The following is a 13845-nucleotide window of genomic DNA, read 5'->3' as shown; positions in this document are numbered from 1 at the left end:
ATTATGAATATAATGCTCATCATAAAAAATGATGAGATATCCAAATATATTATTTTGACTATAAGTATAGGGAATATTCATATATTAATAAAATTGAAAGCTGATAGTTCACATTAGTGGAAGCTAGTAGGAGGCAATACATGAGAAAAATTAAATCCGTATTGGTTGCCAACCGTGGTGAGATCGCAATCCGCGTGTTCCGTGCATGTAATGAAATGGGCATTAAAACTGTAGCCATTTACTCCAAAGAGGATACATTATCCTTGCACCGTAACCAAGCTGACGAAGCCTATCTCGTAGGGGAAGGTAAAAAACCTGTTGAAGCATATCTTGATATTGAAGATATTATCCGTATTGCAAAAGAACATGATATTGATGCTATCCATCCAGGTTATGGTTTCTTGTCTGAAAACGAAGAGTTCGCTCGTCGTTGCGGTGAAGAAGGTATCATCTTTATCGGACCTCATGTAGAACATTTAAATATGTTCGGCGATAAGGTTAATGCTCGTGCACAAGCTAAATTGGCAGATATCCCAATGATTCCAGGTTCTGATGGGGCATTGCGTGATTTTGAACAATTAGAAGAATTTGCAAATACTCATGGTTTCCCATTGATGATCAAAGCCGTAAATGGCGGCGGCGGCCGTGGTATGCGTGAGGTTCATCGCAAAGAAGATCTTCGTGATGCATATGATCGCGCAAAATCTGAAGCGAAAGCTGCCTTTGGCGATGATGATGTATATGTAGAAAAACTTATTGTTGAACCTAAACATATTGAAGTACAAATCTTAGGTGATGAACATGGTAATGTAGTTCATTTACATGAACGTGATTGCTCTGTACAACGTCGTCACCAAAAGGTTGTTGAAATGGCTCCAGCTTTTGCATTGCCATTGGAAACTCGTAAAGCCGTATGTGATGCAGCTGTAAAAATTATGAAAAATGTTGGCTACGTTAATGCGGGTACTGTAGAATTCTTGGTAACTGCTGATGGCTCCTTCTATTTCATCGAAGTTAACCCTCGTATCCAAGTAGAACATACTGTAACAGAAATGATTACAGATATTGATATCGTTCATTCTCAAATCCGTATTGCTGAAGGTTATGACTTACATAGCCCAGAAGTAGGTATTCCAGCACAAGATGAAGTTCCTTGTAAAGGTACTGCAATCCAATGTCGTATCACTACAGAAGACCCTAAAAATAACTTCATGCCTGATACAGGTAAAATCTTGGCATATCGTAGCTCCGGTGGCTTTGGTATCCGCTTAGACTCTGGTAATGCTTTCACAGGTGCCGTAGTAACACCTTACTATGATTCCTTGCTTGTAAAAGCGACTGCATTCGGTCCTAACAACGAAGAAACTATTCGTAAAATGCTTCGTTGTTTAAAAGAATTCCGTATTCGTGGCGTTAAAACTAATATTCACTTCTTGATTAACGTTCTTGAAAATCCTGAATTCCAAAGCGGTAACTACACTGTTAACTTCATTGAAGACCATCCAGAATTGTTTGAATTAAAACCAGACCGCGATCGTGGTACTAAATTATTACGTTACATCGCTGACGTAACAATCAATGGCTACTCTGGTGCAGGTCCTCAAGTGGTACCTGATTTTGAACCAATTCAAATGCCATCTGATTTAGATGTATCTCCAGCAGCTGGTACAAAACAAAAATTTGATGAATTAGGACCAGAAGGCTTCAGTAAATGGTTATCTGATCAAAAACAAGTATTCTTTACAGATACAACATGGCGTGATGCTCACCAATCCTTATTTGCTACACGTTTACGTACCATTGATATGGCACGCGTAGCTGGTCGTGCTGCAAAAGGCGTTCCTAACTTATTCTCCTTGGAATGTTGGGGCGGTGCTACATTCGACGTATCCTATCGTTTCTTACATGAAGATCCATGGGAACGCTTACGTATGTTCCGTCGCGAAGTGCCTAATACATTACTTCAAATGCTTATTCGTGGCGCTAATGCTGTAGGTTACACATCTTATCCAGATAATGTAGTTCGTCAATTTATCCAACGTGCTGCTGCTAATGGTATTGATGTATTCCGTGTATTCGATAGCTTAAATAGCCTTGATAATATGCATGTAGCTATTGATGAAGTTCGTGCACAAAACAAAATTGCTGAAGTAGCATTGTGCTATACAGGAGATATTCTTGATAGCAACCGTCCTAAATACAATTTAGACTACTATGTAAATATGGCTAAAGAGCTTGAAAAAGCGGGTGCTAATATTATTGCTATCAAAGATATGGCTGGTTTATTGAAACCTCAAGCTGCTTATAATCTTGTATCTGCCTTAAAAGATGCTGTTACTGTACCGATTCATTTACATACACATGAAGGTTCTGGCAATGCTATCTATTCCTATGGTCGCGCTGTAGATGCTGGTGTAGACGTTATCGACTTAGCATACTCTGCATTTGCTAATGGTACATCTCAACCTAGCATGAACTCCATGTACTATGCATTGAGTGGACATGACCGTCAACCTGAAATGAACATTGATTACATGGAAGAAATGTCGCATTACTTTGGCAGCATTCGTCCTTACTACAAAGGTGTAGATAAAGCAGAAGCATATCCTAACACTGAAGTATATCAACATGAAATGCCAGGTGGTCAATATTCCAACTTGCAACAACAAGCTAAGATGGTAGGCCTTGGTGATCGTTGGGCTGATATTAAGAAAATGTACCACCAAGTAAACATGATGTTTGGTGATATCATCAAAGTAACGCCATCCTCTAAAGTTGTAGGTGATATGACATTGTACATGGTACAAAATAACTTGACTGAAAAAGATATTTACGAAAAGGGCGATGTATTAGACTTCCCTCAATCCGTAGTTGAATTCTTTGAAGGTCGTCTTGGCACTCCATACCAAGGATTCCCTGAAGAGTTACAAAAAATTATCTTGAAAGGTGCAAAACCAATCACAGTTCGTCCAGGTGCAGTATTGCCTCCAACAGACTTTGAACATGTTCGCAATGAATTGAGTGAAATGGGTGCTCAAACAACTGATGAAGATGTCAGTGCATACTGCTTGTACCCTAAGGTTTACCAAGATTACAATAAATTTAAAAAAGACTTTGGTAATGTATCTGTACTTGATACTCCAACATTCTTTTTCGGTATGAAACGGGGCGAAGAAATTCAAGTAACTATCGAAAAAGGTAAAACACTTATCATCAAAATGAACGGCTTATCTGAACCAGATGAAGATGGTAACCGTATCGTATTGTTCGAGTTCAATGGTCAACCTCGTGGTATTAAAGTTCATGATAAACATGCTAAGACTACTGGCGTTGTTCGTCGTAAAGCGGATGAATCTAACCCTGGTGAAATTGGTGCTACATTGTCTGGTTCCGTTGTTAAGATTCTCGTTAAAAATGGTCAATCTGTAGCTAAAGGTGAGCCATTGATCGTTACAGAAGCGATGAAGATGGAAACTACAATTACTGCTCCTATCGATGGTATCGTAGAAGAAATCCTAGTTCGTGAAGGTAGCCGCATCGAATCTGGCGACTGCTTGCTTCGCGTTGAAGATGCTCCTAAACGATAGTTAGAATAGTAGATAAAATTAAAAATATTATTTCTAAAGTATTTCATAACATAAAATGCTCTAGAATAATGGAAGAATCCCTAGGAAATCCTAGGGATTCTTTGTATTTTAAAGGCTTTCATGGTACTATATATAGTAGAGAAAATGGGCGTATTATGCACTATTTTAGAGTGATTATTAAAAAAGGAGTAGTAACAGATGAGATGTCCTTATTGCCAACACACAGACACGAAGGTAACAGACTCTAGAACGACTGATGAAGGTAATAGTATTCGCCGTCGCCGCGAATGTATCAATTGTGGCCGTCGCTTTACTACCTATGAAATTATAGAAGAAGTACCACTTATGGTATTAAAGAAAAACGGACGTCGTGAATTATTTGATCGCGGTAAATTATTAAATGGTCTATTGCGCTCTTGTGATAAACGTACCGTACCAATGTCTGTGATGGAACAAGTAGTGAATGATGTAGAGCGCGATATTCGTAATGAAATCAACCAAGAGGTGACTACTGATCGTATAGGTGAACTTGTATTGCAACAATTAAAAGATATCGACCAAGTTGCATACGTTCGCTTTGCCAGCGTATATCGTAAGTTTGATAATATTGATAGCTTTATGGAAGAACTGAAAGCATTAAAAAAACTAGATGCTAAAAAACCAAAACGTAGTTAATTACTAATAGTATATGTGAGGCTTTATGATAGATTTACACTGCGATACGATTATGAAGTTAATAGATTATCCTAGTAATGGAGATTTGTATCGTAATACTTGGAAAATCGATATAGAAAAATTACAAAAGGCTCACAGCAAGGTGCAGGATTTTGCATTATTTATCAATCTTGGTGACACAAATGACCCTTATGGTCGTTATGAAGCGATGCGTAATTTATGTACATCACAAATTCATCACTATGGAGAGCACATACAACATGTGCTCTCTTATCAAGATGTAGAGTCTGTATATGAGACTGGCAAGATTGGAGCTCTCATGTCTATTGAAGAGGGCGGCGTACTAGGTGGTGACTTAGATAAACTTAAACAAGCTTATCAAGATGGGGTTCGACTTATTACGCTTACCTGGAATTATCCAAATGGACTGGGTGAGCCACATTGTGGTGAGCAGCATAAAAAATTGACATCAAAAGGCGTTGAATTTGTAGAGGCTATGCAAGATTTAGGGATAATCGTCGATTGTTCTCATCTGAATGATGCTGGTACTGAGCAATTAGGAGATATTTTAGATGTACCATTTGTAGCATCACACTCCAATGCACGTGAAGTTACAGCCCATACTAGAAATCTACCAGATAATTTGATTAAGCTTATTGCTGATAAGGGTGGTGTGATAGGCCTTAACTTTGCCCAATCTTTTTTAGGCACATCACCGATAAGTCGAATTGAAGATATCGTAAATCATGGTTTATATCTTATCAATAAAGGCGGGGAGGATGTAGTTGCATTAGGAACCGATTTTGATGGTATTAAGCCGGATACAGAAATTAAAGACACTTCTGAAATGTATCGATTATACGATGCATTTAAAGAAGCTGGTTTATCTGTGGAACAATGTGAAAAATTATTCTGGAAAAATGCAGATAGACTGTTAAAGGAGATTTTATAATGACTGATTTAAATCCAATCATTGCAGATCGTTTTACGGAGCATTTGGAAGTCTTTGGTAAGACAATGGAGCATATGGATACCATTCAAGAGATTGCATATCGCTGTAAGGCGGCTCTAGAGAATGGCAATAAAATTTTGTTCTGTGGTAATGGCGGTTCTGCTGCTGATTCTCAACATTTAGCAGCTGAATTGATTTGTCGCTTTAAAAAGGAACGACGCTCTCTTGCAGGTATTGCATTGACTACTGATACATCTGCATTAACAGCTATTGCAAATGACTATGATTTTGAATCTGTTTTTGCACGTCAAGTAGAGGGCTTAGGCCGTACAGGTGACGTTCTCATTGGGATTTCTACATCTGGGAACTCCAAGAATGTTGTAAAAGCTGCAGAAATGGCTCGTTCTATTGGTATGCATACTATTGCTTTCACTGGTGAAGGCGGCGGTAAATTAGCCGAATTATGTGACATTACATTAGCAATTCCTAGTAATGTAACAGCTCGCATTCAAGAAATGCATATTTTGGCTGGGCACATTATGTGCGAACTTATTGAAGAGGATTATTAACCTTTAGGTTATACGTGATACATATATGTGGTGCTGATTTAATTCTTATTTTAATCAAGCGCACATGTCATTGGGGTAAGGAATAGGTGGATTATGATAAATGCTACCATTAATCAATTTTTGACAAAACAACTACCCAATCTAAAGATTGCCGTTATAGGTGATGTGATGGTAGATCGTTATGTTTTTGGTGATGTAAGTCGTATTTCTCCGGAAGCACCGGTTCCTGTAAACCGCGTGGCAAAGATGAAAGAAGTGCTTGGTGGCGCTGGTAATGTTGCGTCAAACTTATCAAATTTAGATTGCACAGTATATCTTGGTGCTATTGCTGGTAATGATGACCATGGTCGTTTATTACAACAATTGCTAAAGGCTGATAAGATTGATACAACAGGTTTATTAACGAGTGATGATCGTTCTACCATTACTAAAATGCGTATCTTAGGTGATCGTCAACAAATGATGCGTCTTGATTTTGAAACCATAACAGATTTGACGTCTCATGAGGAACAGAAACTCTCTACATGGTTAGAAAATCTCTGCAAAGTAGGTATCGACGGTATTGTTGTTTCTGACTATGGTAAAGGTGTTTGTACACCAACATTGCTAAAAAAAATCTTTAGTTTAGCTAAGGAGTATGGCGTACAAACGATTGTAGATCCTAAGGGTTCAGACTGGTCTAAATATAATGGCGCCACCTGCATTACACCGAATGTAAAAGAGCTTGGTGAATGTGTGGGCCGTAAATTAGAAAATGATGATGCCACTATTGTTGAAGCCGCTAAGTCAGTACTGGCTAATGTTGATTTAGAGTACATTGTGGCTACTCGTTCCGCAAAAGGGATTACTGTTATTGCAAAGGATGGCCGTACATGGCATAATCCGGCTACACAACAAGAGGTATTTGATGTAAGTGGTGCAGGCGATACGGTTGTATCTATGATGATGACATGCCTTGCGAGCGGCTTATCTATGCGTTTAGCATTACATATTGCAAATGGTGCAGCAGGCATTGTCGTATCCAAGGTTGGTACATATCCAATTCATCGTTCTGAACTATTGGATTTATGGCATTCCTATAAGCATAGTGTTCAATCGAAGCCTTTATACACAAAAGAAGAGATGAAACAGCTTATTACACAATGGCAAAACAAGGGTGAAACTGTTGTGTTTACAAATGGTTGCTTTGACATTCTTCATCGTGGACATATTACGTACTTACAAGAGGCAGCTCAATTAGGTGACCATCTAATTATTGGTTTGAATTCCGATGCTTCTGTTAGACGTCTAAAGGGCGAAACACGTCCCATCGTAAGTGAAGAAGATCGCGCAGCATTATTAAGTGCGTTGCGTTGTATCGATGGTGTGGTTTTATTCGAAGAGGATACACCAGCTGAACTATTAGCTTATTTACGTCCTAATACGCTAGTTAAGGGCGGCGATTATAAAATAGAAGATATTGTTGGACGTGAGTCCGTAGATCATGTAGAGGTACTTTCATTTAAAGAAGGTTACTCTACATCAGATATTGTAGGGAAAATAGCTACTATGGCTAAGGAGGGTAAATTATGATTATCGTAACAGGCGGTGCTGGTTTTATCGGTAGTAACATTGTAAAAGCATTAAATGACCGTGGTCGTACAGATATTCTTATTGTTGATGATCTTACAGATGGTCGTAAAATCCGAAATATTCAAAATTTAGAATTCTTGGATTATATCGATTGTGATGATTTTGATTGTGCTATCGCTGATGGTACATTTGATGTAGGTCCTATCGAAGTTGTATTCCACGAAGGTGCTTGTGCGGATACAATGGAATATAATGGCAAATACATGATGAAGAATAACTATGAAGGTTCTAAAAATCTATTCCACTATTGCCAAGACCGTCGTATTCCATTTATCTATGCATCCTCTGCATCTACTTATGGTAATGGTACCAATGGTTTCGTAGAAAAACCAGAAGCTGAAGAAGCACTTAACCCATATGCGTACTCCAAATTGTTGTTCGATCGCTATGTACGAAAATATGAAGGTGAATATACAGCTCAAGTAGTAGGCTTACGTTACTTTAACGTATATGGTCCTAATGAGGCTCATAAAGATAAAATGGCTTCATTAGTTCGTCAAATGTTCTACAAAAATAAAGAAACTGGTATTATCAATCTATTTGAAGGTACAGATGGCTACGAAGATGGTGGTCAAACACGTGACTTTATCTATGTTAAAGACGTAGTTAATGTAAACTTCTATTTCTGGGAACACCCTGAAATTTCTGGTACTTTTAACTGTGGTACAGGTAATGCTCATAGCTTTAACCAATTTATGCAAGCTGTTATTGACTACAACGGTAAAGGCAAAATTGAATATATTCCGTTCCCTGAGGTATTAAAAGGTAAATACCAAAGCTTTACTGAGGCTGATACTACTAAATTGTTGGCTGCTGGTTATGACAAAGGGTTCCATAAAATGGAAGATGCCGTTAAAGAATATTGTGAACTACTCGATAATAATGAAGGATATTTACGTTAATGCGTAAGGTATTATTTTTAGATCGCGATGGTGTTATCAATAAAGATGTTAGCTATTTATATAAAATCAGCGATTTAGAATGGGTAGATGGAGCTAAAGAAGCACTAGCTTATGCGTATAGCAAGGGCTATGATCTCATTGTAGTGACAAATCAAAGTGGTGTAGCTAGAGGTTATTATAAGGAATCTGATGTTCAGATTTTACATGATCACATGGCTCATGAACTTGATTATAGTGGGGCACCAATTTTACATTTTTATTATTGCCCTCACCATAAAGAAGGCTCTGTCCCTCTTTATGCTGTCGATTGTGAATGTAGAAAGCCAAAGCCTGGTATGATTAATCAAGCTATTAAGGATTATGATGTAGACCCTAAAAGTAGTTTCCTTATTGGCGATAGTCAGCGCGATGTTGATGCAGCAGAAGCGGCTGGTGTAAAAGGCTATCTATTTACAGGTACAAATTTGTTAGATTTTATTAAGACTATTATTTAGCTCATTATTTATTTTACGCTTACTTTAGAGTAAATCAGATTCAACGGTGTTATGAGGCTTTTTAGTTGTGGTGTTGTATTTTGGGAGGCTATATGAAAGATTACAAGAATATACTCATCATTAAGATGAGTTCTTTAGGTGATGTAATTCATGCATTGCCTACCTTGTATGCAGTGCGTAAAAATTGGCCTAATGCGCATATTACATGGGCTATTCATGAACAATTTGAGAGTCTCCTACCTGGTAAACCATGGGTAGATGATGTAATCATTATCGACAAGAAACAACTTAAAAAGCCTGCTTATCTATGGCAGTTACGTAAGGATTTACATAGCCGTCATTTTGATATGACTTTAGACCTTCAATGTATTGCAAAGAGCGCCATTGTATCATTATTATCTGGTGCACCTGAAAAATATGGTTACTGGGAGCTTCGTGAAGGCAGTAATTTAGTTAATAAAGCACTTGTTGGTGAACATAAATACGATCATGTTATCGAACGATACCTCGATACCGTACGTGCTCTTGGCGGCGATGTAGAAGGTGTAGAGTTTCCTATGCCTGCTTATGTGGAGGCGGAGAAGTCCGTTAAGCATAAGTTACAATCTCATGGTGTAGAAGATGAATATGTAGTAGTTGTACCAGGTGCTCGTTGGATTGTTAAGGAGTGGCCACTTCTTAACTTTGGCGAGCTATGTATCCGCTTATGTGAATCTGGTAAAAAAGTTGTTATTGCTGGTGCTCCAGATGATGCAGAAAAAGGAGCTTTCATAGAAAACTATGTAAAAAATAAGAATCTCATCAACCTAGTGGGATCTACATCCATGCCAGAGCTAATTGAGTTGATTCGTCACTGTGAAATTTTCATCAGTGCTGATACGGGGCCTTTGCATATTGCTAATGCTCTAAAGCGGCCTTTGATTGCTTTATTTGGAACCACATCTCCAAAACGAACTGGGCCATATGGCGGTAGCCACGTACATCTTATTATTTCACCGACTTCAAAGGCTACACCTGAACAGCCATTAGTAGATGATCCTGATTGTATGGCTCAAATTCCTGTAGATGCTGTGTGGTCTGTATATGAGCAAGTAATTGGAAAGGAACTATAATGGAACTAGATTATAAGCGCATTGTGGTCACCTTTCTCATGCACTTAGGTGATGTTATTTTAACGACTCCATTCCTAGAGGTGCTACGTAAAGCTGCTCCACATAGCCATATTACGTATGTAATAGATGAAAAACTGCAACAAGTGATGCAATATAATCCAAATATTGATGAACTGATTGTAGTAGATAAAAAAGGGCGTCATAATAGTATTTCTGGGCTCAATGAGGTAGCTCGAGAGATTAATGCAAAGGGTAAACCTGATATCGTTATCAATTTACACCCCAATGAACGTACTTCCTATTTAGCCTGGAAGATTCATGCGCCCATTACGACTGGTATGAGTCATTTTTTATTTAGACCATTTATGACAAAGTATACGCGTTTAGACCGTAAAACTCGCCACGCTGCAGATATGTACATCAATGTACTAGAACAATTAGGTGTAACGGATATTTCTAACTCTGGTTTACAGATTGAAACTTGTGAGGAATGGCGCCGTGAGGCTCAGGAGTTCTATGTTAGTCATGGTTTAACAGATAGTGATACACTTATCGGTTTTAATATTGGTAGTGCTGTTCCTGAGAAGCGCTGGCCTGCTGAACGATTTGCTCATGTAGCTGATCATTTCGGTCGTTTAGGGTATAAGACGGTATTCTTTGGTGGCCCTATGGATCTCGAAATGGTGCAACCTGTAGTGGAACAAATGGAAACGAAACCGATTGTTGCTACTGGAAAATTCCAGTTAGGACCATTGGCGGCGGCTATGAGTCGCTGTAATTTATTGATTACAAATGACTCTGGTCCTATGCATGTAGCAATCAGCCAAAAGGTGCCAATTGTGGCGCTTTACGGTCCATCAAATCCATTCTTTTATGGTCCGTACCAAGCTCATGCTATCGTTCTAGAAACGATGGATTCATACGAGATTGGTAAAAGCATGAAAAAAATTATTAAAGAAGGAAATTACAAAGGGTTATCTGTAATTTCTGAAGAACAGGTTATTAAAGCGGCGGAAACGTTGCTTTCAGAATCGAAATAAACATATGAACTATATTGTATTTGATTTAGAGTGGAATCAACCCTATAGCAATGACATTAGCTTTATGAAGCGCACAAAAATGCCACTAACAGGGGAAATCATTCAAATCGGAGCGGTAAAACTGAATGAAAAGATGGACATTGTAGATCATTTTACAATGTTCATCAAACCACAATACCTGCCACGGATGCATAAACATGTCCGTGAATTGACAGGTATTACATCACGAGAACTCGATCATGGTGTGCCCTTTAAGACGGCTATGCAGCACTTTCAAAACTGGTGTGGTGATGAGTATATGTTGTTATCTTGGGGGTCTGATGACATTCTCATATTGCGTGAAAATCTAATGCTTCATAGGATGAAAGCTTTATCTTATGATCAATGGGTAGATGCACAGATGATTTATGCTTATCAGCGATATGGTACGAGTCAACAGTATTCTGTGGCTCATGCCATGGAGGACCTAAATATATCTACGGAGCATTTATCTGCTCATAATGCATTACATGATGCTGTATTTACGGCTCATATATGTCAAAAGCTAGATATACAACAAGGTATTTTACATTATGATCTAATTCGAAAGGAAAGTAGTAATCCTTTCTTATATCCACCAATTTTAACGTTCTTTATGTATGAGAACTTCCCTGAAAAGAAGCGCATTGTTCATGATAGAAGGGTTCGATTATCATTCTGCCCGTATTGTCAGACCCGCTTGGAAATGACGCGGCCAGAACGATTGCAAGGTGATAAGCATCTCGCTATAGGCGTTTGTCCTAAACATGGCGATTTTGCAGTGCAACTTAAAGTTGGAAAATATACGATTAAGTCCGGTAGTACTAAATTCTACGTTACAAAGGTATTAACGCATTGTACGGACGAAATTCGTTCTCTATATACTCAGAAGTCTGAAATTAATCGAGAGAAAGAGCGAAAATATTTGGAATTTCGCCGGGCGGAACTAGAAAAGGACCGCCAAAAATAATTTTATTAATTCCTGTTCACATCTATAGTTTCTTAATTATTAGCTTGTGAGCATTTAGAAAGGATAGATTATGGAACGCAAATATGCATGGCATAATTACGACGATGCCACTATGGAAAAGGTATATGCCTTAAGTGATACATATCGTCAATTTTTAGATAATGGTAAAACAGAACGTGAATGTGTTGTACAGGCCGTTGAATTTGCAGAAGCAAAAGGATATGTAAATTTAAAAGATATTATTAAATCCAATACACCAATCAAAGCTGGGGACAAGCTTTATTACACACATATGGATAAATCCATTGCTTTATTTAATATTGGTACTGATGATATTGAATTGGGTATGAATATCTTAGGTGCTCATATTGACTCTCCACGTATCGATGTAAAACAAAACCCACAATATGAAGATAGCAATCTTGTGTTTTGGGATACTCATTACTATGGAGGCATTAAAAAATACCATTGGGTTGCTATGCCTCTTGCTATTCATGGCGTTGTAGTAAAAACAGATGGTACTCGTATCAACATCAATATTGGGGATAACGAAAATGATCCTGTATTCTGCATTACAGATTTGTTACCGCATTTGGGACAAGAGCAAATGCAAAAGAATGCAGCTAAGGTAATTGAAGGGGAAGCTCTTGATTTACTCATAGGCAGTCGTCCTGTAAAAGATGAAGAAAAAGAAGGGGTAACTAAATTTATTAACAACCTTCTTGAAAAAGAATATGGCTTTGTAGAACGTGATTTATTATCTGCAGAGCTCGAAATTGTACCAGCAGGTAAGGCTCGTGATATGGGCTTTGACCGCTCCATGGTTATGGCCTATGGTCAAGACGATCGCGTATGCGCGTACACATCCTTAGTAGCTATGCTTGAAGTAGACAATGTTAAACGTAGTACTTGTTGCTTGCTTGTAGATAAAGAAGAAATCGGTTCTGTAGGCGCCACTGGTATGCAATCTCGTTTCTTTGAAAATGCAGTAGCAGAAGTTCTCACACTTATGGGTAAACCTAATTCTGTAAGTGTACGACGCACATTGGAAAATTCTCGTATGTTATCTTCCGATGTTAGCGCTGGCTATGATCCTTTATATGCATCTGCATTCGAAAAGAAAAATGCATCTTACTTAGGTATGGGGGTTGTATTTAATAAATTTACAGGCTCTCGTGGTAAAGCTGGTTCTAATGATGCCAATGCTGAATATATGGGCTTTATTCGTCGTGTCATGGAATCTAACAATGTAACATATCAAACTGCAGAGCTTGGCAAGGTTGATCTCGGCGGTGGTGGTACCATTGCTTATATCATGGCCTTATACGGTATGAATGTTATCGACTGTGGTGTGGCTGTGCTTAGTATGCATGCTCCATGGGAGGTTACATCTAAGGCGGATATTTACGAAGCAAAACAATGCTATGTGGCATTCTTAAATGCAGCTGATGAATCAATCTAAAATTATGGGGCTTTCACCATTGGTGAAAGTCCATTCTATGTGAGGTATATATGAATCAAACAGATTTAGGCGCAGCCATAGAGGCAGCGAAGGGAGAGGCAATAGAGGTTAAGACTGTAAAAGTCGATATTTTTGATATTCCTGAAACAAAGGCTGAAGAATATATTGCTAATCGTGAAGAGGTAGCAAAAGCTGCAGCACAGGTCATGAAACCATACTGTGTAACGGTAAAGCGTGAAACATTAGATCCTGAAGAAGGGGAGGCTGTAGTTGGTTATTATGTAACGGGTGAAATTTTAATGTGTGTCATCCTCGATCCATTTGAAGTGCCCGTTATGAAGGTAGCTCTTGATAAAGGGACCCTTAAAGACTATATTTTAGCAGCTAATGATTTAACAGAAGACATGTTAGCATCTCTTGAAAAATAAGAGG

Annotated in this window: 12 protein-coding genes; all 12 read left to right on the top strand. The window is 38.3% G+C overall.

Translation table 11 applies throughout. From position 1 onward, the window contains the following. Window positions 1–140: 140 nt before the first annotated feature. The 12 genes from MOQ65_RS03155 to MOQ65_RS03100 all read left to right on the top strand — a co-directional run bounded on the left by MOQ65_RS03155 (window position 141) and on the right by MOQ65_RS03100 (window position 13841). Window positions 141–3587: a pyruvate carboxylase gene (locus tag MOQ65_RS03155; protein WP_257846606.1), complete on the top strand. Its 3447-nt coding sequence runs from the start codon at window positions 141–143 to the stop codon at window positions 3585–3587. Between the two features lie 198 nt (window positions 3588–3785). Next, complete coding sequence (gene nrdR, locus MOQ65_RS03150) at window positions 3786–4262, top strand: transcriptional regulator NrdR (protein ID WP_105081086.1); 477 nt, start codon at window positions 3786–3788, stop codon at window positions 4260–4262. Window positions 4263–4287: 25 nt separating this feature from the next. Beyond that, entirely contained in the window at window positions 4288–5214 is a 927-nt protein-coding gene (locus MOQ65_RS03145) for a dipeptidase (protein WP_257846603.1), read from the top strand. Continuing rightward, entirely contained in the window at window positions 5214–5783 is a 570-nt protein-coding gene (gene gmhA / locus MOQ65_RS03140) for a D-sedoheptulose 7-phosphate isomerase (RefSeq protein WP_257846602.1), read from the top strand. Before MOQ65_RS03145 ends, gmhA begins: the two co-directional genes overlap by 1 nt. A 93-nt stretch (window positions 5784–5876) precedes the next feature. Further along, entirely contained in the window at window positions 5877–7355 is a 1479-nt protein-coding gene (gene rfaE1, locus MOQ65_RS03135; RefSeq protein WP_257846600.1) for a D-glycero-beta-D-manno-heptose-7-phosphate kinase, read from the top strand. Next, window positions 7352–8317 (top strand): ADP-glyceromanno-heptose 6-epimerase, encoded by a 966-nt coding sequence (gene rfaD / locus MOQ65_RS03130; protein ID WP_005386892.1) that lies wholly within the window; start codon window positions 7352–7354, stop codon window positions 8315–8317. The genes rfaE1 and rfaD overlap by 4 nt, the downstream gene beginning before the upstream one ends. Next, entirely contained in the window at window positions 8317–8811 is a 495-nt protein-coding gene (locus MOQ65_RS03125; RefSeq protein WP_257846599.1) for a D-glycero-alpha-D-manno-heptose-1,7-bisphosphate 7-phosphatase, read from the top strand. Before rfaD ends, MOQ65_RS03125 begins: the two co-directional genes overlap by 1 nt. A gap of 92 nt (window positions 8812–8903) precedes the next feature. Then, window positions 8904–9923: a glycosyltransferase family 9 protein gene (locus MOQ65_RS03120; RefSeq protein ID WP_024066227.1), complete on the top strand. Its 1020-nt coding sequence runs from the start codon at window positions 8904–8906 to the stop codon at window positions 9921–9923. Continuing rightward, a complete protein-coding gene (locus MOQ65_RS03115) occupies window positions 9923–10963 on the top strand; it encodes a glycosyltransferase family 9 protein (RefSeq protein WP_257846598.1) in 1041 nt (346 codons plus the stop codon). Before MOQ65_RS03120 ends, MOQ65_RS03115 begins: the two co-directional genes overlap by 1 nt. Window positions 10964–10967: 4 nt before the next feature. Further along, the gene (locus tag MOQ65_RS03110; RefSeq protein WP_060924698.1) at window positions 10968–11951 is read left to right on the top strand and encodes a 3'-5' exonuclease; all 984 of its coding nucleotides are present in this window, start codon (window positions 10968–10970) and stop codon (window positions 11949–11951) included. A gap of 70 nt (window positions 11952–12021) precedes the next feature. Next, window positions 12022–13413, top strand: a complete 1392-nt coding sequence (locus tag MOQ65_RS03105; RefSeq protein ID WP_105094262.1) for an aminopeptidase — start codon at window positions 12022–12024, stop codon at window positions 13411–13413. Window positions 13414–13463: 50 nt separating this feature from the next. After that, a complete protein-coding gene (locus MOQ65_RS03100; RefSeq protein ID WP_257846597.1) occupies window positions 13464–13841 on the top strand; it encodes a hypothetical protein in 378 nt (125 codons plus the stop codon). The last annotated feature ends 4 nt before the right edge of the window (window positions 13842–13845 follow it).

The sequence above is a fragment of the Veillonella faecalis genome, assembly GCF_024677885.1.
In the GTDB taxonomy this organism is placed as follows: Bacteria; Bacillota; Negativicutes; order Veillonellales; family Veillonellaceae; genus Veillonella; species Veillonella nakazawae.
Note: the sequence above shows the minus strand (reverse complement) of the source record. Positions and strands in the feature narration are given on the sequence as shown.